22 protein-coding genes are annotated in these 25,071 nt (G+C 65.7%); 12 read left to right on the plus strand and 10 right to left on the minus strand.

The features are described from left to right. The first annotated feature begins 262 nt into the window (after positions 1-262). Entirely contained in the window at positions 263-2,896 is a 2,634-nt protein-coding gene (locus tag IM816_RS02635) for a M1 family metallopeptidase (RefSeq protein WP_250339681.1), read from the plus strand. A gap of 396 nt (positions 2,897-3,292) precedes the next feature. Here the strand turns inward: IM816_RS02635 and IM816_RS02640 are convergent, their stop codons facing one another. Next, complete coding sequence (locus IM816_RS02640; RefSeq protein ID WP_250339682.1) at positions 3,293-4,144, minus strand: PfkB family carbohydrate kinase; 852 nt, start codon at positions 4,142-4,144, stop codon at positions 3,293-3,295. A 4-nt stretch (positions 4,145-4,148) separates the two neighbouring features. Further along, a complete protein-coding gene (locus IM816_RS02645) occupies positions 4,149-5,453 on the minus strand; it encodes a NupC/NupG family nucleoside CNT transporter (protein ID WP_072322570.1) in 1,305 nt (434 codons plus the stop codon). A gap of 178 nt (positions 5,454-5,631) precedes the next feature. Here IM816_RS02645 and IM816_RS02650 point away from each other — a divergent pair, with 178 nt between their 5' ends. Then, on the plus strand, positions 5,632-6,261 hold the full coding sequence (locus tag IM816_RS02650; RefSeq protein ID WP_250339683.1) for a homoserine/threonine efflux transporter: 630 nt from the start codon (positions 5,632-5,634) through the stop codon (positions 6,259-6,261). Positions 6,262-6,265: 4 nt separating this feature from the next. Here IM816_RS02650 and IM816_RS02655 read toward each other — a convergent pair whose 3' ends face one another. The 3 genes from IM816_RS02655 to IM816_RS02665 all read right to left on the minus strand — a co-directional run bounded on the left by IM816_RS02655 (position 6,266) and on the right by IM816_RS02665 (position 9,208). Further along, the gene (locus IM816_RS02655) at positions 6,266-6,706 is read right to left on the minus strand and encodes a MarR family winged helix-turn-helix transcriptional regulator (protein ID WP_250339684.1); all 441 of its coding nucleotides are present in this window, start codon (positions 6,704-6,706) and stop codon (positions 6,266-6,268) included. A 1-nt stretch (position 6,707) separates the two neighbouring features. Next, entirely contained in the window at positions 6,708-7,466 is a 759-nt protein-coding gene (locus IM816_RS02660) for a helix-turn-helix transcriptional regulator (RefSeq protein WP_072322573.1), read from the minus strand. A 62-nt stretch (positions 7,467-7,528) separates the two neighbouring features. Then, a complete protein-coding gene (locus IM816_RS02665; RefSeq protein ID WP_250339685.1) occupies positions 7,529-9,208 on the minus strand; it encodes an alpha-amylase family protein in 1,680 nt (559 codons plus the stop codon). Between the two features lie 111 nt (positions 9,209-9,319). Between IM816_RS02665 and IM816_RS02670 the strand changes: the two genes are divergently transcribed. Then, on the plus strand, positions 9,320-10,888 hold the full coding sequence (locus IM816_RS02670) for an alpha-amylase family glycosyl hydrolase (RefSeq protein WP_250339686.1): 1,569 nt from the start codon (positions 9,320-9,322) through the stop codon (positions 10,886-10,888). A gap of 3 nt (positions 10,889-10,891) precedes the next feature. Here IM816_RS02670 and IM816_RS02675 read toward each other — a convergent pair whose 3' ends face one another. The 3 genes from IM816_RS02675 to IM816_RS02685 are packed head-to-tail and all read right to left on the minus strand — an operon-like array spanning position 10,892 to position 12,360. Beyond that, on the minus strand, positions 10,892-11,074 hold the full coding sequence (locus IM816_RS02675) for a hypothetical protein (protein WP_250339687.1): 183 nt from the start codon (positions 11,072-11,074) through the stop codon (positions 10,892-10,894). Between the two features lie 58 nt (positions 11,075-11,132). Beyond that, entirely contained in the window at positions 11,133-12,050 is a 918-nt protein-coding gene (locus IM816_RS02680; protein WP_250339688.1) for a hypothetical protein, read from the minus strand. A gap of 37 nt (positions 12,051-12,087) precedes the next feature. Next, complete coding sequence (locus IM816_RS02685) at positions 12,088-12,360, minus strand: hypothetical protein (RefSeq protein ID WP_250339689.1); 273 nt, start codon at positions 12,358-12,360, stop codon at positions 12,088-12,090. A gap of 102 nt (positions 12,361-12,462) precedes the next feature. Here IM816_RS02685 and wrbA point away from each other — a divergent pair, with 102 nt between their 5' ends. Further along, the gene (wrbA, locus tag IM816_RS02690; protein WP_250339690.1) at positions 12,463-13,062 is read left to right on the plus strand and encodes an NAD(P)H:quinone oxidoreductase; all 600 of its coding nucleotides are present in this window, start codon (positions 12,463-12,465) and stop codon (positions 13,060-13,062) included. Here the strand turns inward: wrbA and IM816_RS02695 are convergent. Continuing rightward, positions 13,059-13,640 (minus strand): helix-turn-helix transcriptional regulator, encoded by a 582-nt coding sequence (locus IM816_RS02695; protein ID WP_143144533.1) that lies wholly within the window; start codon positions 13,638-13,640, stop codon positions 13,059-13,061. The two genes, wrbA and IM816_RS02695, sit on opposite strands and share 4 nt — an antisense overlap. Positions 13,641-13,894: 254 nt before the next feature. Between IM816_RS02695 and IM816_RS02700 the strand changes: the two genes are divergently transcribed. The 6 genes from IM816_RS02700 to IM816_RS02725 all read left to right on the plus strand — a co-directional run bounded on the left by IM816_RS02700 (position 13,895) and on the right by IM816_RS02725 (position 19,311). After that, on the plus strand, positions 13,895-15,838 hold the full coding sequence (locus tag IM816_RS02700; RefSeq protein ID WP_250339691.1) for a PAS domain-containing sensor histidine kinase: 1,944 nt from the start codon (positions 13,895-13,897) through the stop codon (positions 15,836-15,838). Beyond that, positions 15,835-16,473: a response regulator transcription factor gene (locus tag IM816_RS02705; RefSeq protein ID WP_250339692.1), complete on the plus strand. Its 639-nt coding sequence runs from the start codon at positions 15,835-15,837 to the stop codon at positions 16,471-16,473. The genes IM816_RS02700 and IM816_RS02705 overlap by 4 nt, the downstream gene beginning before the upstream one ends. 128 nt (positions 16,474-16,601) lie before the next feature. Continuing rightward, positions 16,602-16,949, plus strand: a complete 348-nt coding sequence (locus tag IM816_RS02710) for a response regulator transcription factor (RefSeq protein WP_218184749.1) — start codon at positions 16,602-16,604, stop codon at positions 16,947-16,949. 71 nt (positions 16,950-17,020) lie between these two features. After that, positions 17,021-17,794 carry a YdcF family protein gene (locus tag IM816_RS02715; RefSeq protein WP_250339693.1) on the plus strand — a complete coding sequence of 258 codons (774 nt, stop codon included), beginning with the start codon at positions 17,021-17,023 and terminating at the stop codon, positions 17,792-17,794. 60 nt (positions 17,795-17,854) lie between these two features. Then, a complete protein-coding gene (locus IM816_RS02720) occupies positions 17,855-18,367 on the plus strand; it encodes a hypothetical protein (RefSeq protein ID WP_250339694.1) in 513 nt (170 codons plus the stop codon). Positions 18,368-18,432: 65 nt separating this feature from the next. Next, complete coding sequence (locus IM816_RS02725) at positions 18,433-19,311, plus strand: EamA family transporter (protein WP_250339695.1); 879 nt, start codon at positions 18,433-18,435, stop codon at positions 19,309-19,311. Positions 19,312-19,390: 79 nt separating this feature from the next. Here IM816_RS02725 and IM816_RS02730 read toward each other — a convergent pair whose 3' ends face one another. Then, the gene (locus IM816_RS02730) at positions 19,391-22,219 is read right to left on the minus strand and encodes an autotransporter family protein (RefSeq protein WP_250339696.1); all 2,829 of its coding nucleotides are present in this window, start codon (positions 22,217-22,219) and stop codon (positions 19,391-19,393) included. Between the two features lie 443 nt (positions 22,220-22,662). Between IM816_RS02730 and IM816_RS02735 the strand changes: the two genes are divergently transcribed. Both IM816_RS02735 and IM816_RS02740 read left to right on the plus strand, forming a co-directional pair. Beyond that, positions 22,663-22,911 (plus strand): hypothetical protein, encoded by a 249-nt coding sequence (locus IM816_RS02735; protein ID WP_250339697.1) that lies wholly within the window; start codon positions 22,663-22,665, stop codon positions 22,909-22,911. Positions 22,912-23,077: 166 nt separating this feature from the next. Further along, a complete protein-coding gene (locus tag IM816_RS02740) occupies positions 23,078-24,982 on the plus strand; it encodes a CocE/NonD family hydrolase (RefSeq protein WP_250339698.1) in 1,905 nt (634 codons plus the stop codon). The last annotated feature ends 89 nt before the right edge of the window (positions 24,983-25,071 follow it).

Raw genomic sequence — 25,071 nt, forward strand, 5'->3', positions numbered from 1 at the left:
TAGGCAGAAACCTGCCTGCTGTTGCCGTTATCCCCATCGCCAGCAGGCTGGCTCCCACCAAGCCAGGTCCCCATTCGCTTCCATCGCCGGCACGCGGGTTCCCCTGGTGGTGGGAGCCAGCCTGCTGGCGATCGGGGGCTTGCGATCGCAGGAACCTGCGGCCGTGACTTCCGGCGCTTCCGTGGCCCCTGACCGGGGAGGACCATCGGCGGAGCGACCGCCGACGGATGTCCGTCGGGGTGCGAACCCAAGGGCTTTCAACATGCGTACTCCTCTCGTCAGCGCGATCGCCTTCGCGCTTGCCGGACTTTCGCTTGCTACCGTCGCCGCGCCGGTGACGGATGCGAACCAACTCGCTACCACCCAGTTGCCGCGCACCGTGCGTCCCACGCATTACGACGTGTCCATCGCGCCGCACGCCGACAAGCTGGCGTTCGACGGCACCGTAAGCATCGCCATCGATGTGCTCGAACCCACCCCGTCGATCACGCTCAACGCGATGAACATGGACTTCGCCAAGGTCGCGCTTGCGCCAGCGAAGGGCAAGGCCGTGTTCGCCGCGCCCAAGGTGGCGGTGGACGAGAACGCGCAGACGGCGACCTTCACCTTCGACCATGCGATTCCCGCCGGCAGCTATGTCCTCACGATGAGCTACACCGGCAAGATCGGCACGCAGGCCAACGGCCTGTTCGCCATCGACTACGACACGAAGTCCGACGGCAAGAAGCGCGCGCTTTACACGCAGTTCGAGAACTCCGATGCGCGCCGCTTCATTCCTTCGTGGGACGAACCGGCCTACAAGGCCACCTTCACCCTGAAGGCCACGGTGCCGGCGAAGCAGATGGCGGTAAGCAACATGCCGGTGGCGAAGCGCAAGGACCTGGGTAACGGCCTGGCCGAAGTCACCTTCCAGCCGTCGCCGAAGATGTCCACCTATCTGCTGTTCTTCGGACTCGGCGACTTCGATCGTGCGACCACGAAGAGCGATGGCGTGGAGATCGGTGTCATCACGCAGAAGGGTCTGACGTCGCAGGCGCAGTTCACGCTGGAAACCGGCAAGGCGGTGCTGCAGGAATACAACGCGTACTTCGGCGTGCCGTATCCGCTGCCCAAGCTCGACAACATCGCCTCGCCGGGGCAGAGCCAGTTCTTCTCCGCCATGGAGAACTGGGGCGCGATCTACACCTTCGAATACGCGCTGCTCCTCGATCCGACCATTTCGACGCAGTCGGACAAGCAGGAAGTCTTCAATACCGCTGCGCATGAAATGGCGCACCAGTGGTTCGGCGATCTGGTGACCATGCGCTGGTGGGACGACCTCTGGCTCAACGAAGGTTTCGCCTCGTGGCTGGCGTCGCGCACGACCGAGCGCCTGCATCCGGAATGGCATACCAACCTCGAAGCGGTCTTCATCCGCGAAGGCGCGATGTCGCGCGATGCCGTCGCCACCACGCACCCGGTGGTGCAGCACGTGGAGACGGTGGAGCAGGCCAGCCAGGCGTTCGACTCCATCACCTACGCCAAGGGCGAGTCGGTGATCCGCATGCTGGAAGCCTACGTCGGTGCCGATACCTGGCAGAAGGGCGTGCAGGCGTACATCAAGGCGCATGCGTATTCGAACACGGTGTCGGACGACCTGTGGAAGGAAATCGATGCGGCCGCCGGCAAGCCGGTAAGCACCATCGCACACGACTTCACGCTGCAGCCAGGCATCCCGCTGGTGCGCGTGGAATCGGTCTCCTGCGCGAACGGTTCGACCACATTGAAGCTCTCGCAAGGCGAGTTCACCCGCGATCGCCCGGACAAGAAGCCCCTGGCCTGGCACGTGCCGGTCATCGCGAAGACGCTCGGCGGTGCGCCCGCATCCACGTTGCTGCAGGATGGTTCGGGCACGCTCACCGTCGCGGGTTGCGCACCCGTGCTGGTGAACGCCGGTCAGACCGGTTACTACCGCACGCTGTACGCGCCGGCTCAGATCAAGGCATTGCAGGGCGTGTTCGCCAAGCTCGATCCGATCGACCAGCTCGGCGTCACCGCCGACGTGTGGGCGCTCGGCATGGGCGGACTGCAGCCTGCCTCCGACGTGCTCGATCTCATCAAGGCCACACCGCTGGATGCCACGCCGCTGCTGTGGGATGGCATCGCCAGCGACTTCTCCACACTCGACGACTACTACGAAGGCGATGCGAAGCGCCAGGCCGCGCTGCGCAAGTACGCGATCTCGCGGCTCGCGCCGAAGTTCGAGCAGGTCGGTTGGGATGCGAAGCCTGGCGAGGACGCGCCGGTGGCGATCCTGCGCGCGCAGCTCATCGGTACGCTCTCGCACCTGGGCGACGCGAAGGTCATCGCGGAAGCGCGCCGTCGCTACGAAACGGACAGCATGCCACCGGAACTGCGCAAGTCGATTCTTGCCGTGGTCGCCGCGCATGCGGATGCCGCCACGTGGGACAAGCTGCACGAAGCCGCCAAGGCGGAGAAGACCCCGCTGGTGAAGGATCGCCTGTACGCGTTGCTGGCAACGCCGGAGGACGAAGCCTTGACGAAGCGTGCGCTCGAACTGGCCCTCACCGACGAACCCGGTGCGACCAACAGCGCGGGGATGATCTCGGCGGCAGCGCGCAAGCATCCCGAGCTGGCCTTCGACTTCGCGGTGGCGCACAAGGACGCCGTGGATAAGTTCGTCGATTCCACGTCGGCCTCGCGTTACTACCCGATGCTCGCAGGCGGCTCGCTGGATCTCGCCACGATCGACAAGATCAAGGCGTTTGCCGACAAGTACATCGCACCGACTTCGCGTCGCGATGCCGAAACCAGCATCGCGAACATCCGCTATCGCGCGATGGTGCGTAAAGAGCGCCTTCCGGCCGTGGACGCCTGGCTCAAGAAGAACGGCTGATCGTTAGTTAGCTGCAGCGATACCGTGCGGCCGCCCCTCGATGGGCGGCCGCACGTCGATGGAGGTCTGTCTCACAGGGATGGGTGGGAGTTACCCTGGTGGCGAAGAGCCGACGAAGCGGTGTAGCGGCGAGGCAAGCTCCCATCGCCAGCAGGCTGGCTCCCACCAGCAAGTTCGAGGGATTCTCTGTGGGAGCCGCCATGGCGGCGAGAAGCCTACGAAGCGATGAAGCGGCGGGGCACATTCCCTCGCTGAGTTGTGGGAGCCGCTACAGCGGCGAGAAGCCAACGAAGCGGTGAAGCCAGAACGCACATCGCGCCGCGTATCACCACACATCGAGGCAAGCTTCCCTCGCCGCCATGGCAGCGCCTACAAGCGGCTCACTTGTCAGAGCCGCTAGCCTGCCGCATCGCAGGCAGCGAGCAGTGCGTCACGGAAGCAGCGTGCATCCAGCAGGCGTGCGGCGAGCGTGCCCTTGAAGACGTCACCCGAGCCGCAAGTCGGCACGCGGTAAAGGTCCGCGGCGTCGCCGTGCCGGTCCGCGCCATGCGAGACGAGGCAACTGCGATCCAGCGACACCACCACGGTTCCCGCACACAGCCGGCGGGCGAGGGCGTTGATCGTCGTGTCGTCCATGCCGGTCACCGCCTGCGCGGTGATATCGATGGAGAGGAAGCGACCGCACACGCGGGCGAATTCATGCACGTCAAGCAACAGCACGTCCGTGCTGGCGAATTCGCGGACGGACAGGCCGGCAGGCAGCGGGCCTGGATCGAGGATGCGCAGCAGACGTTTCTCGCCTGCGCGTTCCAGTGTGGCCGCCACCGCGTCGATGTTGGCCTCGGTGGAAATGAGCAGGATGCGCGCCTCGTCCATCAGGTCGTCCTGCGCAGCGACGAAGTCGGCATCCAGATGCTCGTTGGCGCCGGAGGACAGCACCGAGAGCAATGCGCCGCGCGGATCGACGATCAAGGCCGTGCGGCCGGTGCGGACGCCGGCAACGACCTGCCAGCGTGCGATCACATTGGCGGGAAGACCCGAGGGATCGATGGTGTCGTCGCCGATGGCGGCCACGAGACCCGTGGCTACGCCGGCACGGGCCGCGGCGACCGCCTGATGAAACGCCTTGCCGCCAGGGCGACGTTCAAAGTCGTCCGCATAGGCAGGTTCGCCCGGGCGAGGGAGGCGCGGCGTACGCCAACGCTCTTCCTCGCTGTAGCCGCCGACGACCAGCAGGCGGACCGGCATGCGCTCAGAATCGCTCGAGCACGCCGGCAATCGTCGCCGTCATGAAGGTGGCGATGGACCCGCCGAGCACGGCACGCAGGCCGAGGCGCGCGAGATCGCCGCGACGGTTCGGTGCGAGGCCGCCGATGCCGCCGATCTGGATGGCGATCGAGGAGAAGTTGGCGAAACCGCAGAGGGCGTACGTGGCGATCAGCCGACTTTCCGGCAGCAGGTCGTTGAGGTGGCGCGCGAGGTCCGCATACGCCACGAACTCGTTGATCACCACTTTCTGACCGATGAAGCTGCCGACCAGCGTCGCATCCTGCCAGGGCACACCAATGAGCCACGCGACGGGAGCCAGTACCCAGCCGAAGATCGTTTCCAGGCTGAGCGCCACCGGATGTCCGGTGCTCGCGGTCAGCCACGCATTGATGCTGTGCTCGCCACCGAGGGTGCCGACCCACTGCACCGGACCGTTGATGAGTGCGATCAGGGCGATGAAGGCGAGCAGCATCGCGCCGACGTTCATCGCGAGCTTGAGACCGTCGCCTGCGCCGGTGGCAGCAGCGTCGATCACGTTGGCGGTGGTCTTCTCCACCTCGATCTTCACGGTGCCGCGGGTGAGCGGTTCCTGCGTTTCGGGCACGAGGATCTTCGCCAGCACCATGGTGGCCGGCGCGGCCATCACGCTCGCCGTGAGCAGGTGCTTGGCGTAGAACATGCGCTGCGCCGGGTCGTCGCCACCGAGCATCGACACGTAGGCCGCCATCACCGAACCGGCGATGTGCGCCATGCCGCCGATCATCACGGTCATCAACTCGGCCTGGGTCATCCGCTCGATGTACGGCTTGATCGTGAGTGGTGCCTCGGTCTGGCCGATGAACACGCTGGCGCAGACGCTGGTGGTTTCCGCACCCGAGACGCGCATGACCTTGGTGATGACCCAGGCCATGCCCTTGACGATCTGCTGCATCACGCCGAGGTGATAGAGCACGCCGGTGAGCGAGGCGAAGAACACGATGGTCGGCAGCACCTTCACGGCGAAGATCACGCCGAACTTCTCGCTGTCGAGCAGGCTGCCGAAGATGAAGCGCGAACCCACGTCCACGTAGTCGAGCAGACGCACGAAGCCGGTGGCGATGGCGTCGAAGACGTCGCGACCGAGAGGCACCTTCAACACGACCGCCGCGAACACGATCTGCAGGCCGACGCCGGTGGCGACGAGCTTCCAGTCGACCACGCGCTTGTTGTTGGAGAAACAGAAAGCGATGGCGACGAGCACCACCAAACCGAACAGGCCAAAAAGGACGTGGCCCAGCAGACCCAGCATCGTGACTTACCCCTTCGAAGGCCGGGGGTAAGCCCCGTGACCGCTTTAAAAAACGCGAGGTTACGGGACGCTGGCGCGTGGGGCAAGGCGCGCCGCGACACGGGGCGACCGCCGACGGCGCCGAGCGCATGCGCAAACGACGCTTCCGCCGCCGCCACGGCAGGATTACCCTGGCGCGATGAACCTCATGCTCACCGTCGCACTGGTCCAGATCGTGGCGCTCATCACCCCGGGTCCGGACTTCTTCTTCGTTTCGCAGCTTGCTGCCAGCCGTTCGCGCCGGGAGGCGCTGGCGGGCGTGCTGGGCATCGCGCTGGGGGTGGCCGCCTGGGCCGCGCTGGCGCTGCTCGGGCTGCAGATCCTCCTGCACCGCCTGGCGTGGTTGCAGCGAGGCATCGCCATCGCCGGTGGCGCGTATCTGTGCTGGATGGGCTTTCAGATGCTGCGGGCCGCGTGGAAGGCCAAGCCGGACGCGGCGGCACCCGTCGTGGACGTGCGTCAGTCGAGCCCTTGGCGTGCGCTGGTTCGCGGACTGGCAACCAATCTGGCAAATCCGAAGGCGGCGGTCTATTTCGCCTCGATCTTCTCTGCCTTCGTGGGCGAAGGTATGTCCGCGGCCACGCGCTGGGGGCTATGGGCGATGGTTACCGCCGAGACCTTCGCCTGGTTTGCGTTGGTGGCGGCCATCTTCGCCTTGCCGGCAATGCGCCGCGGCTACGTGCGGGCGAGCCGCTGGATCGACGGCGGGGCCGGCGCGATCTTTACCTTGTTCGGCCTGCACCTGATCTTCGGACGGCGCACCGCTTAGCCGCTCAGTCCTTTTCCAGGTTCCTTGTCACCTGCGCGAGGCTTTCGGCCAGCACGGCGGGCTGATCCACACCTTCCAGCGCCGCGCGTGCCAGGTCGGCCACCAGCGCGCGGACCCGCTCGGCCATGCGCTTGCCGGCGGGCGTCAGCACGATGTCGACCAGGCGTCGGTCCGCCTCGTTCCGATCGCGCCGCATCAGGCCACGCTCGATGCCGGCATCCACCGCATGGGTAACCGTGCTCGCGTTCACGCCGCAGGCGGCCGCGAGTTCCGTGGAGATCATGCTGCCGTGGACGGCGAGCAGGAGCAGCATGTCGCTCTGCAGTGCGGTAAGGCCGAACTCGCGCTGGGCGCGCCGACCCACGGCATCGCGCAGGCGCGAACCGGCCAACATGAGATCCCTGCCCAGGCAGAGAGCGGAGGGCGTGCCGTCGTCCTTGGTCATGTCAGTCCGTAGCGCGCCGCCATGCGCCGGGCGGCATGCCGACCGTGCGGGTGAACACGCGGGTGAAGTGGCTCTGCTCGGCAAAACCGCAGGCAAGCGCGATATCGGCCAGCGAAAGCTGGGTGTCGCGGAGAAGTTGACGCGAGCGTTCGATGCGTCGGTCCAGCAGCCAGCGGTGCGGCGGCTTGCCCGTGCTGCGGCGGAACGCGCGCGAGAAGTGATTGACCGACAACCCGCAGACGTCGGCGACGGCAGAGACGGGGAAGGACTGGTCCAGGCGCTCGTCCATGAAGGCAATGGCGCGCCGTTCCTGCCAGGTCGCCAGGCCGCCGCGCGGCGTACCGGCATCGTCGCGCGCGGACGGCGCGCCGAGGATGGCCCGCAAGGCCAGGGCCACATGTGCCAGGAGCGGGGTATTGGGCGCCTCGGCGCGCAGGCTGTCGAACAGCACCTGGGCCAGGGTCCGCACAGCGGGCGGATGCGGCGTATCGATATCGCCCTCGACCGGCCGGCGGAACAGGATCGCGCCCGCGCCGACGGCGTCTGCCGGACAGGCGGCGCGGTAGACCAGCAGCAGATCGCCCGCATCCCCATCGACGAGGATCTCGGTCAGTTGCGCCCGGCCGCGCAGATCGTCGAGCAGGCTCGCGCCACCGTGCCGACCGCCACGGTCGACCGCCGCCGAACGCTGGGCGAGATCGACGAAGACGGTGGGCAGGTCCTGGCGGCACGGGCTGCAGGCGTGTTCGGCGCGGTACATGAGGCCGATCCTTTCGAGGTATCGGAGAGCGACACAAGCATTGCGCGTGCAAGGATCGGTCACTACCCCCTTTCGGGGGATTTCCCCTCACTCGTGTCAATTTCCTGACGGTCGAGGATGTAACCCAGCCCGCCCTCGCGGAACCAGCGGTATCCATACGGTTCCAGCAGGATGCGATGGCGCCCGCGCGCGTCGGGCTCGCTGTGCTCGTCCGAGAGGACATTGGTGAGGCGCTGGCGCAGGGAAAAGTCCGCTTCCGTCGGCGCGTCGGACAGGTTGTGCAGGAACAGCGTGGTGTTGCCGCGCCAGGTGTAGCGCATCATCAGTACGGCGTTGTCATCCAGCGGCAGTACCTCGAAATCGCCCCAGGCGACCTCGGGGATTTCCTTGCGCATGCGGATCACGCGTTCCATCCAGTTGAGCAGGGAGGACGGATCGCGGCGTTGCTCCGCGACGTTGACGTGCGGATAGCCGAAGGGGCCGTCCGAGATCACCGTCGCGCCGCCGCGGCGCGAACGGGTGAAGCCGCCGTACGGTTCCGTGGACCATTGCATCGGCGTGCGCGCGCATTCGCGTTCGGGCAACGAGAGATCGTCGCCCATGCCTATCTCGTCGCCGTAGCGCAGCACCGGCGTGCCAGGCAGGGTGAGCATGAGGCTGTAGGCCAGTTCCAGGCGCCGCCGGTCGTTGCGCAGCATCGGCGCGAGACGACGACGGATGCCTCGGTCATAGAGCTGCATGTCCTTGTCCGGCCCGAACGCCGCGAATACGCGCTCGCGCTGGGCGGGGGTCAGGCGGCCGAGATCCAGTTCGTCGTGGTTGCGCAGGAACAGGGCCCATTGCGCCGTGGCGGGGCGGGGTCGCGTCTTCTGCAGCGCTTTGGCGAGCGAGCGCACGTCAGCGCTGGCCAGGGCGTAGAACAGATGCTGGTTCACCTGGAAGTTGAACATCATTTGCAGGCGGTCGCCGTCGGAGCCGAAATACTTCATGTCGTCGCGCGGCAGCACGTTGGCTTCGGCAAGGATGATCGCGTCGCCCTTCCGCCATTGCAGCAGTTCGCGGAACGACCGCAGCATGTCGAACTGCTCTTTCGGCGTTTTCACGTCGGCACCCTTGGTCGCGATGACGAAGGGCACGGCATCCATGCGGAAGCCCGAGACGCCCAGTTGCGTCCAGAAACCCATGATCTTCAGAATTTCCGCCTGCACGTGCGGGTTGGCGGTGTCGAGATCGGGCTGGAAGTCGTAGAAGCGGTGGAAGTACCACGCCTTGGCGGTCTTTTCGTACGTCCATGTGCTTTTCTGCACCCCCGGAAAGACCACGCCCTTGCTGGCGTTGGCGGGGCGCGTCTTGGACCAGACGTACCAGTCGCGGTACTTGGACGACGGATCGCGACAGGCGTCACGGAACCAGGGATGGCGATCCGAGGTATGGTTCACCACCAGATCGATCATCACCCGCATGCCACGCTGGGAGGCGGCGTGGGTGAACTCGACGAAGTCGCCGAGGGTGCCGTAGCGGGGATCGACGTTGTAGTAGTCGGCGATGTCGTAGCCGCCGTCCCGGCCTGGGGAGGTCTGGAACGGCATCAGCCATACCGCGGTGACACCGAGGCCCTGGAGATAATCCAGGCGGCGGACCAGTCCCTGGAAATCGCCCACGCCATCGCCGTTGGCGTCCTGGAAACTGCCGACGGAAAGGCAATAGACGATGGCATTCTTGTACCAGAGGTCGTTGATCATGACGGCGGTCCGGCGCAGGAAGGAACCCGAGCCTAGGTCAGCGTATGTGAAGGCGTTTCGTACACGTTACCGGGGCAAGACTGGCTGGAAGGCTCGAGACGAGGAGAGCGTGTGGACGGTTCGTGGTGGCGAGACGGCGTCGTGTATCAGGTGTATCCGCGTTCGTTCGCCGACGCGAATGGCGACGGCATCGGCGATCTGGAAGGGATTCGCGGCAAGTTGCCGTACCTCGCCGAACTCGGGGTCGATGCACTCTGGATATCGCCCATCTATCCCTCGCCCATGGCGGATTTCGGCTATGACGTGAGCGACTACCGCGGCATCGATCCGCTGTTCGGCGACATCGGCACGCTGGATGCCTTGATCGCCGACGCGCATGCGCTGGGACTGAAGGTGATCCTCGACTTCGTGCCCAATCACAGCTCCGACGAACATCCGTGGTTTCGCGAGAGCCGGCGATCGCGCGACAGCGCCTATCGCGATTGGTACATCTGGCGCGACCCCGCGCCCGACGGCGGTCCACCGAACAACTGGCTGTCCAATTTCGGCGGCAGCGCATGGACCTTCGACGCCGCGACGGGTCAGTACTACCTGCATCTGTTTCTCGACAAGCAGCCGGACCTCAATTGGCGCCATCCGCCGCTGCGCGAGGCCATGTACGAGTCGATGCGCTTCTGGCTGCGCCGCGGCGTGGACGGTTTTCGCGTGGACGTGATCTATCACGTCATGAAGGACGCTGCCTTTCGAGACAACCCGCCCAACCCGGATTTCCGCCAGGGCATCGATGCCGACGCGCATCGCTTCCTTCCCGTGCATACGGCCGACCTGCCCGAGACGCAGGGGGTGGTCGCCGCGATGCGCGACGTGGTGGACGAATTTCCGGGCCGCGTGCTGATCGGCGAGTTGTACCTGCCGCTGGATCGCCTCGTCGTCTATTACGGCGAGAACCTCAGCGGAGCACATCTGCCATTCAATTTCCTGCTCATCGGCACGCCGTGGGACGCGCGCTCCATCGGCGATCTGATCAAACGCTACGAGGCGGCGCTGCCGCCGGGCGGATGGCCGAACTGGGTGCTCGGCAACCATGACAAGCCGCGTATCGCGTCGCGCGTCGGCGCGGCGCAGGCTCGCGTGGCCGCCATGTTGCTTCTTACCCTGCGCGGTACGCCGACGATGTACTACGGCGACGAGATCGGCATGCGCGACGTGCCGATTCCCTTCGACGAAGTACGCGATCCGTTCGAGCTCAACGAGCCGCACAAAGGTCTTGGTCGCGATCCGCAGCGCACGCCGATGCGCTGGTTTCCCCGGTCGGGTGCAGGTTTCACGCGCAGTACGCCGTGGCTGCGGATCGGTGACGACGTGGATACCTGCAACGTCGCTACGCAGGCAGACGATCCACGCTCGATGCTCTCGCTGTACAAGGCGCTGCTGCGCCTGCGTCGCGACACACCGGCACTGCATGGTGGCGACGTCACCGTGTTGGCAGCGAGCGATGCGGTACTGGCCTATGAGCGCCGCAGCGCGGGTGATCGCAGGATCGTGGTGCTCAATCTCACCGACGCACCGGCAGCGTTGCCTCTGCCGGAACCGACGGGGGTCGTGTTGCTCTCGACCCACGGCGATGAGGTCCGTGGTGAGTTGCGCCCGAACGAGGCCCGGATCTATCGGGCGTCGTGACGATCAGAATGCCCAGCGGAGCAGGGCAGCCAGCAGTGCGAGCACCACGGCCGCGATGACGATATGGCGCAGGTACGCGCCCCCGGATGCGCCGCCGCCGTCGTAGCTGGCGTCGTCGTAGTCGTGCGACGCGTCGCGTGGATGGCGGACGAAGGGAAGGCGGAATCGTTTCTTGGGTCGGGACATGCGCGTCATGCTGTGGCGGCCGGTGTGTGGTGGAGGTCAAGAGTCATCGCGGGCCACGTCATGCGCTGACCCGCGAGGTGTTCTTCAGCTCTTCCAGGATCTCCGGGCCGCGCAGATCGATATGGTCGAGGTTGTTGACGTAGAAACGCACGAACGGGTTCTCGGCGTCCTTCGGCATCCAGGGCTTCGCCCAGACGAAGGCGACGCAATAGCCGTCCGTTTCCGCGATCAGCTTGTCCAGCCGTGCACGCAGGAGCTTGCGCACGGGATAGGCCTCGATGTCCTTGGCCGCGAGGGTGATCGTGGGGCGCAGTTCGGCGTCGCCATGACGGAACGGTCGCGAGAAACGCAGGTAGTAACCGCCGTCCTTGGTAGCGCGCAGGTTCGCGGTGCCCCACCAGACGGCGCGGGTGCCGAGCAGGTCGGCCACCTTCTGCCGGTAGACGTTGCGGAACAGGGCTTCGTAAGTGGTGGTTTCGCCGCCGATCTCGACCGTGGCCTCGGCGAGATCCTTGTCGCGGCGGTGCTCCAGAAACTTCTGGACCAGCGACGACAGCCGATAATAGTGGCTGGCGCGCGGTCTCGGCGCGGACGGCGAGGCGGACGCAGGGCGTCGCGCCGCGACGTTCGCCGGTGACGTGGTCGACGCAGGTTCCCGATGACGGAAATGACCGGGCGGGCGCTCTGCCTCGAAGACGTCTGCCTGCTTTTGCGTGGCCTTCTCGCCACGGGCATGCACGACCTCGCAGGTTGGCGCGTGGTCTTCCAGTCGGTATGAACGGAAATACGGCCGAATCCGCAGGTTCTGTTCCGGCTTGTCGAGGCAGGCGCAGATCAGCGGCGCGTGGCAGCCGGTGCCCACGCAGGCGAAGCGGGCGTCACGGCCGAGCAGGTCGGCCCAGTAGAGTTCGTAGGCGCGCTCGGCGGTCAGTCGTTCGCCGTCGCGCTCGGGGGTGACCGCTTCTTCGATCGACACGGGTGCTTCCGGGCATTCGCGATAGCGGCACTGTACTTCAGTAGGAACCGAAACCGCGCGCCGTCTCCGTGCCCAGGTCGCAGGTCACACCGCGCAGGAAGGCCAGTACGTCCTCGTAGCGGCCCGCCGCCACCAGCGTCTCGGCCGTAAGCATATGCAGGCCGACGATGGGGTCGTCGCGGTACCAGGCGATACGCGCACCCTCGTCAGGCTCGATGCGGGCGGCCTCTCGCAGCACCTGCCATGCATGCGACTTGCGCACAGCGCTTTCATGGTTTGCGCGGAAATCGACAATTCGGGCATATCGCATGGCGGATAACCTCGTTATGGCGGCGGTGGTCTGCCCACACACATGACCTAGACGGTGTCGCGACTATTTTTCCCTACCAACCTTTCCCTGGAGTTCCTCCCCATGGCCAATGTTCTGGTTCTCTACTACTCGTCCTACGGACACATCGAGACCATGGCCCAGGCCGTGGCCGAAGGGGCCCGCGAGGCGGGCGCCAAAGTCGACATCAGGCGCGTGGCGGAACTGGTGCCGGACGACGTGGCGCGCAGTTCGCACTTCAAGCTGGACCAGTCCGCTCCCATCGCCAAGGTCGACGACCTGCCCAACTACGACGCCATCATCGTCGGCGTCGGTACGCGCTATGGCCGTATGGCCTCGCAGATGGCTCATTTCCTTGACCAGACCGGGTCGCTGTGGGCGAAAGGTGCCTTGAACGGCAAGGTCGGCGGTGCCTTTTCTTCCACGGCCACCCAGCACGGCGGTCAGGAAACCACGTTGTTCTCCATCATCACCAACCTGCTGCATCTGGGGATGATTCCGGTGGGCCTGCCTTATAGCTTCCAGGGCCAGATGAAACTCGACGAAGTCACCGGCGGCAGCCCCTACGGCGCCACGACCATCACCGGCGGCGATGGATCCAGGCAGCCCAGCGAGAACGAGCTGGCGGGCGCGCGCTTCCAGGGCCGGCACATTGCCGAGGTCGCCACCAAACTCTTCGGTTAGGCCTCCTGCCAGCGGGCACGCCGCCAGTGGCTGGGGCTCTGCCCCACCAGGCGGCGGAACAGGTTGCACAGGTGCGCCTGGTCGGAAAGTCCGCAGGCCAGCGCGATCTGGCTCAGCGGTTCACGGGTCTGCAGCATCAGCGACTGCGCGCGCTCGACCCGGCGCCGCATGATGTACGCGTGCGGCGGATCGCCGAAGCTGTCCTTGAAGGCACGGCAGAAGTAGCTGCTCGACAGGCCGGCGATGGCCGCCAACTGGTCGATGGTGATCGGGAACCCGAGGTTCTCCTCGACGTGCGCGGCGACACGGCGAGCCTGCCAGGGGGCGAGCCCCGCACCCGTGCGACGGCGGGGCGCGACGGCGGGGGCGCTTTCGCGTTCCAGCAGGGCGGCCACGCGGGCCACGCAGGCACGGGTCGTGGCGAGGTCGGTCTCGGCGGCCGTCAGGGCCTGTTCCAGCAGTCGGGTGACACTCGACTCGGTTTCAGCGGCGGCGAGGGTGAAGGTCGCCATGCCATGCATGACGTCGGGGGCACGCGTGCCTCCCGTTGCGGCAAAAGCGCTGGTTTCGTATCGCATCTGCGTGTGCTCCATGGCGGCGGCTCATGGGCGGGACTGCCCATGCGAGCAGCCTATGCGCGATGCGAAAGCGACTGAATTCTACATACGGTCGGGGCCGTCCATACCAAAGGATGAGTGGGCGTCCCGTGGATTTCTTGTAGCGCCTGTGCCGTAACGGTCAAAAACCATCACCGGCGTGCAAGACTCTCGCCGCGGCAATCCGAAACACTTCAGGCCAATTCCTCCAAGACGCCACGGTCCCGGTGCCTCCGATGTCACGATTCCGGCCTCTCCACAGCCATGCCTACGCCCCGGTCGCCCGGCCGCGCCGGCTCGTGGCGGGCGTGCTGATGGCAGCGGGTACCTTGCTGGCGCTGGGGGTGTTCCTGGTCGATACCTTCACCCCGCTGCAAAGTGCCGTGGCGGTGGTCTACGTGGTCGTCGTGCTGCTGGTGGCCGCCAGCGGCAGCCGCCGTGCCATCCTCGGCGCGACGATCGGCTGCCTGGTACTGACCGCGGTGGCCTACCTTCGTGGACACGGGTGGCCGGAAGTGGACGCCTCCATGCTGCGTTGCGCCGTGAGCCTCGGGGCGATCGGCATCACCGGCGTCCTCGCCCTGCGCAACCACGAGCGCATGTTGACGATCGCCGGGCAGGCCCGGCTGATCGAGCTGACTCACGACTCGATCTTCGTGCGCGACATGGACGATGTGATCGTGCTCTGGAATGGTGGCGCGGAACAACTCTATGGCTGGACCGCCCACGAGGCGCTCGGCCGCCGTGCGGGCGACCTCCTGGGCACGGCGTTCCCTGGCGAGCGGGGCGAGGCGGATATCGCGCTGTTCGGCGCCGGCCGCTGGGAGGGCGAGGTCTTCCAGCGTCATCGGGATGGCCGCATCGTGATCGTGGAGGCGCGCTGCGCGCTCCTGCGCGACGAGTACGGCAGGGCCCGAGTCATCCTCGAAGCCGGCACGGACGTGACTGAGCGCCGTGCGGCCACCGCCGCGCTGGCGGACAGCGAGCGCCGCTACCGCAGCATGTTCGAAACTGCGCGCGTCTCCTTCTGGGAGGAAGACTATTCGCTGGTGATGGATCGGGTGGACGCCCTGCGCGCGCAGGGCATGACCGATTTCGCCGCCTACATCGAGGCGCACCCCGAGTTCGTCACGGAGGCCTGCTCGCTCACCCAGGTGACCGATGTGAACGAGGCCGCCGTGCGCATGCTTGGCGCGCGCTGCCGTGAGGACCTGATCGGCCCCCTCGACCGGCTGCTGCCGGGGTCCGAGCGCACCTTCGCCCGTGTGCTGCTGAAGATCGTCGACGGCAGTGGCGTGGCCGAGGGCGAAACCTATCTCTACAACCTGTGCGGCGAGCGCCTGACGGTGCTGTTCGCGCTGAACATGCCGCTGGGGCCCGCGCGCTACGACCGCGTGCTCGTCAGTGTGGTGGACATCACCGAGCGCAAGCGCACCGAGCGCGCAGTGATCGCGATGCAGGCGGAGTTGGCGCAGGCAGCACGCGTTACGGCGCTGGGCGAAATGAGCGCATCCATTGCCCATGAGGTAAACCAGCCGCTGGCGGCGATCGTGACGCATGGCGAGGCCAGCCTGCGCTGGTTGCGCCGGCCGGAGCCGAACATCGACGAAGCGTGCATCGCGATCGAGCGGGTGGTGCGCGACGCGCGCCGCGCCAGCGAAGTGGTGCATCGCGTGCGCAGCCTCGCCAGCAAGGAGCCGCGCCAGCACGTGCGCTTCGACCTCGCTGCGCTGGTGGAGGAGTGTGCGCAGCTTCTCGACGGCGAAATCGCCCTGCATCGGATCGTGTTGCGCGTGGACGTCGGCCGCGACGCGCCCGCGCCTCGCGGCGATCGCGTCCAATTGCAGCAAGTGGTGGTTAACCTCATGGCGAATGCCGTGCGCGCCATGTCGACCGTCAGCGGGCCGCGGCATCTCGTGGTACGGGCGCGCGCCGATGCCAGCGACGGTCTGCTCGTAGAGGTCGAGGACAGCGGCACCGGCATTCCCGAACACATCGCGCCACACCTCTTCGATGCCTTCGTCACGACACGCGGCGAGGGCATGGGCATGGGGTTGGCGATCTGTCGTTCCACGGTCGAGTCCCACGGAGGCAGGCTTTGGGCGACCAATCGACCTGGCGGCGGGGCTACGTTTCATTTCACGCTGCCACTGGCAGAGGCCGCGGAGGCCCACGCATGAATCGCCTTCCCAGCGTGGCTGTCACGCGTGCCCCGATCGTCTGCGTGGTGGATGACGACGCTTCCGTTCGCGAGGCGCTGGCCTCGTTGTTCCGCTCGGTAGGTCTGGAGGTCGCGACCTTTGGCAGCGCAGCCGATTTCCTCGCTCGCGAGCACGCCGATGCGCCGGGCTGTCTCGTTCTGGACGTGCGCCTGCCTGGCGTGAGCGGGCTCGATTTCCAGGCGCAGCTCGCCGCGATGGATAACCGCCTCCCGATCATCTTCATGACCGGGCACGGAGACATCCCCATGTCGGTCCGCGCCATGAAGGCGGGCGCCATCGATTTTCTCGCCAAGCCGTTCCGCGATCAGGACATGCTCGACGCCGTGTCCAGCGCCATCGAACGTGACGCGGCCAATCGCCGAGGCGCGGAGGCCATGGACACCCTGCGTGCCGCCTATGGCTCGCTCACCCCGCGGGAACGCGAGGTGATGGCACACGTGACCGCCGGGTTGATGAACAAGCAGGTCGGCGGTCTGCTGGGCTTGTCGGAGATCACGGTGAAGATTCACCGCGGCAACGTAATGCGCAAAATGGGCGCGAAATCGCTGGCGGAGCTGGTGAAACAGGCGGAAGCACTCGGCATCGGCCCCTGAACGGAGGGCGACCGCACACTTCCGTATGATTCCAAGCGAGGCCTCGTCGGCGCACTGTAAGGGTCGAACGGGGCGAGCAGGTGCCCGACGAGGAATCAAGGTTGGCCGCTAACAGGATCGTGGCGATCGTGGACGACGATGAAGCCGTGCGGACGGCCACCGTCAGTTTGGTGCGGTCGCTGGGATATGAGGTGCGAAGCTACGCTTCCGCCGAAGCTTTCCTCCGCGACGATGACGAACAGGTCGATTGCCTGGTCACCGACGTGCAGATGCCGGGGCTGGATGGCACGGCGCTACAGCGCCGCTTGCGCCATCTCGGCCGGCGCTATCCGGTCGTCTTCGTCACGGCGTTCCCCGACGACTCGGTGCGCGAGCGTGCCATCGCCGATGGCGCCTTCTGCTACCTGGGCAAGCCGTTTAGCGGCGATGAGTTCATTACTTGCCTGGAACGGGCGCTGGCAGGCGGGACGCGCTGAATTTTCGCGTCGCTCGCTCGTGCGCGGGCTACGCCGATGTCCGCCATGCGGGTTTGCTACTCTCCGCGACCATGACTCTTCTTCTTTTCCTGCTGCTTGTCGTCATCGGCATCGTGCTGCTGGGGCGCCGCCGCCTCCGTGGCGGGTTGGCATTCGCCATCATCGCGCTGGTCTGGCTCTTCTTTGCTGGCTGCGGACCGCTCACGGCGATGCTGCTGGGCCACCTGCAAGCGGGCTTTGCACCCGACGTGGCGCAATGGGGTAAGCGCAACGCGATCATTCTGCTCGGGGCAGGCACGGTACGTTCTGGCGCGGGCGCGATCGAACCCAGCCTGTTCGCCAACGGACGCATTCTCCGCGCCGCGGAGCTGTACCGCTCGTGCAAGGCGACGGGTGCCGACTGCAAGCTCGAAGTCAGCGGCGGCGATGCCATGAAGCTGCAGCAGGCCGAAGCCGATGTGTACGCCGTCACGCTCGATCGCCTGGGCGTGCCGCGCGCGGACCTGATCCTCGAAGCGCGCAGCATGAATACCTTCCAGAACGCGCAATTCAGCAAGCCGCTGCTGGTGGCGTATGGCGCGGACAAGGTGGTGCTGGTGTCGTCCGCGGCGCATTTGAAGCGGGCATTGCTGTATTTCGCCCATTTCGGCATCCGGGGGGATGCGGTTCGCGGCGACTACGTGACCGCCCGTTACGACTGGCTTCCCGACTCCGGTAACCTCGCCTACGCCGACCTGGCGATACACGAATACATTGGCGTACTCCGCTACCACGTCTATAACGCCATGGGCTGGAACGCGCCCAGGGTTCCTGAAGAAAAGCCAACCGCACAGACGCCTACGTAACAATTGGCGTCCTATGCTGATCCGCCGTCCCGGTACGGACACGACCCCAAGGAGTTGCCTGTGAAGTCTCGTTACCTGCTCGCCGCCTTGCTGGCCGCCGCCACTGTCGCACCGGTGGCTTCCTATGCGCAGGAGGCTGCACCCGCCGCCAATCCTGCATCCCAGATCCCCGCGTCCGACAAGCAGGCGATCCAGAACTACAACCTCAACGAAGACGTCTTCAACCGTATCGTGAAGGTCTCGCAGGAGGCGCGGAAGGAAGGCATCAAGCCCAAGGATGCGCAGACGGATTTCTCGAAGATCCATTCGCTCGACGATCTGGCTGCGCAGGTGACGGCCGCCGATCCGCGCATCGAGCCGCTCATCAAGAAATACGGTTTCACGCCGCGCGAGTTCCTGCTCGCGAACCTGGCCGTGACCAATGCCGCCATCGCCTCGGAAGCAAAGAACAACCCGCAGATGGCCGCCTATGTGGACCAGTCGAAGGTCAACAAGCAGAACGTGGCGTTCTACGAAGCCCACAAGGCGCAGATCAACGCTCTGATGGCCGAGGACGATTCGGCGGGCCACTGAGCTCGCCGCACGTCGCCGCGCTGACACGGCTAGGGACGGCCGTGTTTAGTCGGTAAAGTGGCGCGATGAATTCCTCTCGTGCCATCCCATGGTTGCCGGCCCTGGCCGTGCTCGGCTCGGTCACGTCGCTGTGCATCGGCACCTCGTTCGCCAAGAAACTGTTCCCGCTGGTCGGGGCGGAAGGTACCTCGGCCCTGCGCGTGGGCTTTTCCGCGCTGGTGCTGCTGATCTTCTGGCGCCCATGGCGTTGGCCCCTCAGCCGCCGGGACGCCGGATACGTCGTGCGTTACGGCCTCACGCTCGGCGTGATGAATCTCCTGTTCTATCTCGCGCTTCGTACGATCCCCTTCGGTATTGCCGTGGCCATCGAATTCAGCGGTCCGCTGGCGGTCGCCATGTGGTCGTCGCGTCGACCGGTCGATTTCGTATGGCTTGCCTCGGCCGTGGTCGGGCTGGTGATGCTGTTGCCACTGGGGCACCGCAGCGCACTCGATCCGGTGGGCGTGATGTTTGCCTTGGCTGCTGCGGTTTGCTGGGCGCTGTACATCCTGTTCGGCAAACAGGCCGGGCATCTGCACGCGGGCCACTCTGTGTCGCTGGGGCTTGTTGCGGCCAGCCTGGTGGTCGTGCCGTTCGGCGTGGCCCATGCAGGCGTGCGCTTGCTGGACCCGGGCATTCTTGCAGCTGGCCTGGGCGTGGCGATCGTGTCGAGCGCCATACCCATGTCGCTGGAAATGATGGCGTTGAAACGGTTGCCCAGCGAAACGTTCGGCATCATGGTCAGCCTCGAACCGGCGGTGGCCTCGCTGCTTGCCATGCTGTTGCTCGGCGAGCACCTCACGCCGTCGCAATGGGTAGCGATCGGGTTCATCGTGCTGGCATCGATGGGCAGTACCGCGACGGCACGCAGGGCGCGACCCGAGGCGGCGGAACTGGCGGGCTGATCGTCCGACGCATCCGCCCGAGATACCTAAACACCTGCGATGCTGGTGGGTCGAATGTATCGACCCACCAGCGTGTTGCTTACCAGTTCTTGCGCACGCCGACGGTGCCAGCCACGCGGCGATAGTTGCGCGGTCCGAAACGCGACTCCACATCGATCCACGCGCGCCAGCCGCTATAACGCAGAAAGTTGACGCCGAGCTTCAGCGAGTAGGCATTGCGTGGGACCCCGCCCGTGATCGATTCCGTGTCGAACTGTGTGGCGTCGAGATGCCCTAGTCGACGAAGCCAGTTCGCCGACACGTAAGGCGAGGCGACGTGTCCGCCGGGCGTCGTCCAGCGCGCCGCTGCCCGCATGCCGAGGCGTGCGGTGCTGCCACTGGCATGACGGGACTTGACGCGTGTGCCGGTGGCTTCCGTGTGTGAGCCGCCGTGCAGCCGGTTGAGGAGGAGCTGCGCCTGCGGCTCCAGGTAGGCATCCGTTTCCGTGTTGAGGGCTGTGCGCCAGCGGTGACCGGCTTCGACGCTGGCCGTAAGGACATTGCTGTCATAGCGTTCGCTCGGCAGTGCGTCGCCTTCCACGCGTTGGTTGAAATGAGCGTACTGCGCCCAGCCGCGCAGGTAGGTGCCGTCTTTGGTCCGCACACCTGCATAGATACCGCCCGCCGTGCCGCGAACGCGCCCCTTCGCCGAGTAGCGGGTGAGCAGTGACGTACCGCGGGTGTCGGACTGCCCGACCGCGGCCATGACACCCGCATAGGCGTCGTGTGTGTCGCCGCCGCGCAGCAGGTCCGTGCCGACCGTGAGTTCGTTCGTGGAAGTCGTGGTAGTGATCTGGTCACGGAAGTCGAAGGTCGTGTGGCGACGTTCGAACCGTGCCCACGCGCTGCCGCGTGACGCGTCGCCCTCGTCGTCTTCTCCGGCGCCAGGGCCGCCGTGGAACATGTCCAGCGCTGCGGTCTGGTTGGCGCGGTACGTGCCGGTTTCCGGTCGAAGCACGGGCGGCGAGGGTGCCGGAGGCGGATCGACGGCGTCCGGCGTCTCGGGATCGAGCACCTCGGGATCGATGTCGGGATCGACCGGTGGTGGCAGGGTGGAGCGCAGGTACCAGTTGCCGTCGTCCGGCTGCCGCAGCGAACCCTTGTGCAGAAAGTATTCGTGGCTGCCGGCGACGGCGCGGCCTGCCAGCCGGAATGTTGCATCCGATCGGCCGTCTACGCGTACGAGTGGAATGCCCTCGTTGGTGTGATCACCTCGGCTGTCGAGCACGTCCACGGCGATCAGGGCGGTGCCGGTGGTATTGCCGAGCACGTGGACGAGGTCCGCAGGCGAGGTGTCGCCGCCAAGGTGGGCTCGCATGCGGAACAGGCCTTCATGGCCTTCGTAGTCACCGAGGATGGTCAGGACGCCGAATTCGTTCGGTGCGGCCGGGTCAAACGTCACAATGCCGCGATCATGGCGAAGGGTGCCTACCTGGCTGTTGCCCGTGACGACCCAGGTTCCCTTGTTGGTCAGCATGAGGTTCCGGACGATCGAGGACGCGCCCGACCATTGCGCGTCGTTGGTGATGGAGAGCGACAGCTTGGTGTCATCTGCTTGTGTGGCAGCGGTATCGGTAGGCAAGCGGATGTCGCCCACGGCCTGTGCCTTGTCGCTGAGTTCGATGGTGAACGCCTTCGTGGAGGCAGCATCGACCTCGGCGAATACGCCATTGCCACCCGCGACCACGGCACCGCCCGTGATCTTGATGCGGCCCGGGTCATGGACGCCCAGCGCAGCCGTCTGCGTCGTACTTACGCTGCCGCCGTCGATGCTGAGCTTGCCGCTCTCCTGCACGATGGCGCCGTACGCGTTCTTCCCTGAGGTATTGACCACGGTGTTCGTGGTGCTCACGGTTCCGTCGCTGGTGTAGAGGCCGTGGGCGTTGGCACCGATGGTCTTGATGGTCGAATTGGTGAGGTCGACGCTACCCCCGCCGGAGGCGGATGCACCATAACCGAAGGCGCCTTCGGTATGAATGGTCGTGCCGCGTACATCGATCCACGGCGTCTTGCTGCCGTAGTCGCCGCCCTTCGAAAGCACACCGTAGGCCGAACGGCCCCGAGTGGTGATGCGGGAGTCCTGGAGCCCCACGGAGGCGCCGCGATCCTCAATGCCGATGGCGCGGTCGCCGGTGGTGTCGATGCTGGTCTCGCGGAAGACGGCGCGGGAACCATCGTAAACGACGATGGCGGTGGCGTTCGCGCCGCTGGTTTTGAAGCTGCTGTTGCTGACGGTGATGAGACCGATGCCCGCGTTGGCATTCATGGCATGAGCGGTGTCACCAGTGGTGCTGACGGCGGTGTTTGCCAACGTCGCTGTGGCCGAGTTATCGACGTAGACGGCGTGGGCCTGGTCGCCGGATGTCTCGATCGTGGCGCGTTGCGTTTCGAGAGACGAGCCGGCGCCACTGGCGATGAGCCCGCGGGCCCGGCTTCCACGCGTGATGACGTGGGTATCTTCCAGTGAGAACTTGCCGTTGTTTTCGCCGAGGACGCCGGTAGCGTTGTAGCCGGAGGTCTCGATCCGCCCGCCAAAGAACTGGCCATGCGCATTCTGGTTGGCGAAGCTGGCACCGACGGCGCTGGCGCCTTCGGTGATGATGGTGACGGTGTCGAGGGTGGCGCCTGTGCCTTCGGTGCCGCGTACGGCGAGACCATGTGCAGCGACACCGGTGGTCCGCAGGATGCTTTGAGTCAGTGCGACGCCGCGGCCAGGGCCACCGCGGCCCCGTACATGGACGGCATGGGCGTCTTTGCCCTCGGTGCGGATCTCGACATCGCGGCCGGCACCTCGGCCGCCATTGATGACGAGCAGCCCGTGCTCGGAAGGAGCAGTGGTGGCATAGCTGCCGGGAGCGATGTCGAGCACTATGCCGTCGGCGACGAGCGGTGGGTCCGCGGCGGCTGTCCGCGCGAAGGCTGCCGCGATGAGCGCGGCAAGGTAGCGTCGGGGAGGGGATGGGGATGTTCAAGGCAGGGTCACTCCATGTCATGGGGTCGGCGGGGGTGCCGAACCGCAACTTCCAGGTGACAGGGTAGGGACTGGCTTCGACCGGCGGAACGCGATTATTCTGAAAATGTCTGCGAACGCTGTCTCAGCTGCGCCGCCGGACATCGATGCTTCACTATGGCTGTTACACCTCCGGGGGAGGCCCTCAGCCTCGCCTGGCGCATCCGTCCCTGGACGCTTGCGCAACAGGTGCGAGTACTTTTTTTATCCGCGCGTGCGGCGAATGCCGTGCAAGGGCCGCCATTTCGGCGGTATGCTTCGCTGCGCTTGCCCTATACATAACGAATGAGGAGCCCAACATCATGAAGGTCATTTCCATCACCGCCCTGGCTTTTGTCGCTGCTGCCATGCTGACCGGCTGCAACAAGTCCGAAGACAACGCTGCTTCGACCCCGTCGAGCGCTTCGACGGCCGCTGCCGCCCCGGCTTCGACCGCCGCTGCTCCGGCTGCTGCTCCGGCCGACGCCACCCCGCCGGCCGCCAGCACGGCCGCTCCGGCTGCCGCCGGTACCGCTGCTCCGGCGTCGACCTCGACCGCTTCGGGTCAGTAAGTCGCCGTCGCTGGACCGGCTTTCGAGTCGGTCGCGCGAGAAAAACGCCGCTGCGCATGCAGCGGCGTTTTTTTTGGCTTGGGCCTGTGCCGTGGCCCCATGGCCCTTCCTTGCGGGATGGGGCACGCTAGGGCGATTCCTCCGTCCCGCTGCCACAGGAATGTCCATGTCCCATCGTTCGTTGATGCCCATGCTTGCGCTGTCCCTGGCTGTTGCCTCGTCCTTCGCCTTTGCGCAGACCGCGCCGCTGGCGCCGGACATTCCCGCCAAGTTCGACGCGCCCACCACCGCCAACGACTACGTCAAGCGCGTCGTCGAGATTCCGATGCGCGATGGCGTGAAGCTGCACACCGTGATCGTGATACCCAAGAACGCGAAGCACGCGCCGATCCTGCTCACGCGGACCCCGTACAACGCCGACGGCCGCGCGGCCCGCAGCGATTCCTCCACGATGCGCAACCTTTTGCCAATGGGCGATGAGGTCTTCGTGGATGCCGGCTATATCCGCGTATTCCAGGACGTGCGCGGCAAGTACGGTTCGGAAGGCGACTATGTGATGACCCGCCCCCTGCGTGGACCGTTGAACGCGTCGGCCGTCGACCACTCTACCGACGCGTACGACACGATCGACTGGCTGATCAAAAACCTGCCCGAGTCCAACGGCAAGGTCGGCATGATCGGCTCGTCGTACGAGGGTTTCACGGTGGTGATGGCGCTGGTCAATCCGCATCCGGCGCTCAAGGTGGCGGCACCGGAGAGCCCGATGGTGGACGGCTGGATGGGCGACGACTGGTTTCACTACGGTGCGTTTCGCCAGACCAATTTCGACTACATCGCCGGGCAGAATGCCAAGCGCGGGAAGGGTGCGACGATTCCCCGCACCGGTTACGACGACTACGCCAACTTCCTCGCCGCAGGTTCCGCTGGCGACTACGCACGCGCAGCCGGTCTCGACCAGTTGCCTTATTGGCGCAAGCTGAGCGAGCACCCCGCTTACGATGCTTACTGGCAGGCCCAGGCGCTGGACCAGGAGATGGCGCGCCAGCCGCTCAAGGTGCCCACCATGTGGATCCAGGGACTCTGGGATCAGGAAGACATGTGGGGCGCCATCCATAGCTACGAGGCCATGGAACCCAAGGACAAGGGCAACGACAAGAATTACCTGGTGATGGGCCCCTGGCGGCACAGCCAGGTCAACTACGACGCCTCCTCGCTGGGTGCGCTGAACTGGGATGGCGACACGGCGCTCCAGTTCCGCCGCGACGTGCTTTTGCCGTTCTTCAACCAGTATCTGGTCGACGGCGCGCCCAAGGCGAAGACCCCGCCGGTGCTGATCTACGACACCGGCGAAAACCATTGGGACCACTTCTCGTCCTGGCCGCAGGCGAAAACGAGCCGTCCGCTGTACTTGAATGCCAATGGAAAGTTGTCGTTTGAGGCCCCTGCAGAGGGCAGCGCGAAATATGACGAATACGTCTCGGACCCGGCGAAGCCGGTGCCATACGTACCTCGCCCGGTGAATTTCGGCGATCGTCAGTCTTGGACGACATGGCTGGTGCAGGACCAGCGTTTTGTGGACGGCCGCCCCGATGTCATGACGTACGTGACCGAGCCGCTCACCGCGCCGCTCAAGGTGGCCGGTGCCCCGCAGGTGAATCTGTATGCGTCCACCAGCGGCACCGACAGCGACTGGGTGGTCAAGCTCATCGACGTCTATCCGGCGGAGAATGCGACGTCGCCCAAGATGGGTGGCTATGAACTGTCGGTGTCGATGGACATCTTCCGCGGACGCTATCGCGAGAGCTTCTCGACGCCAAAGGCACTCACACCGAACACGCCGCTGGAATATCGTTTCGGCCTGCCCACGGTGAATCACACCTTCCTGCCTGGACATCGTGTGATGGTGCAGGTGCAGTCGTCGTGGTTCCCCTTGTACGACCGCAACCCGCAGACCTTCGTGCCGAACATCTTCTTCGCCAAGCCGTCGGATTATCAGAAGGCCACGCAGCAGATCTGGCACGCGCCAGGTACGGCCAGCGCGATCGAATTGCCGGTGGTGGGGGCGAAGTAACGGCCGAATGGAGCTACCGGGGCAGCGATAACAATCTGGTGGTGGGAGCCAGCCTGCTGGCGAAAAGCCAACGAAGCGGTGTAGCGATG

Origin of the sequence: Luteibacter flocculans, assembly GCF_023612255.1 — a bacterium.
In the GTDB taxonomy this organism is placed as follows: Bacteria; Pseudomonadota; Gammaproteobacteria; order Xanthomonadales; family Rhodanobacteraceae; genus Luteibacter; species Luteibacter flocculans.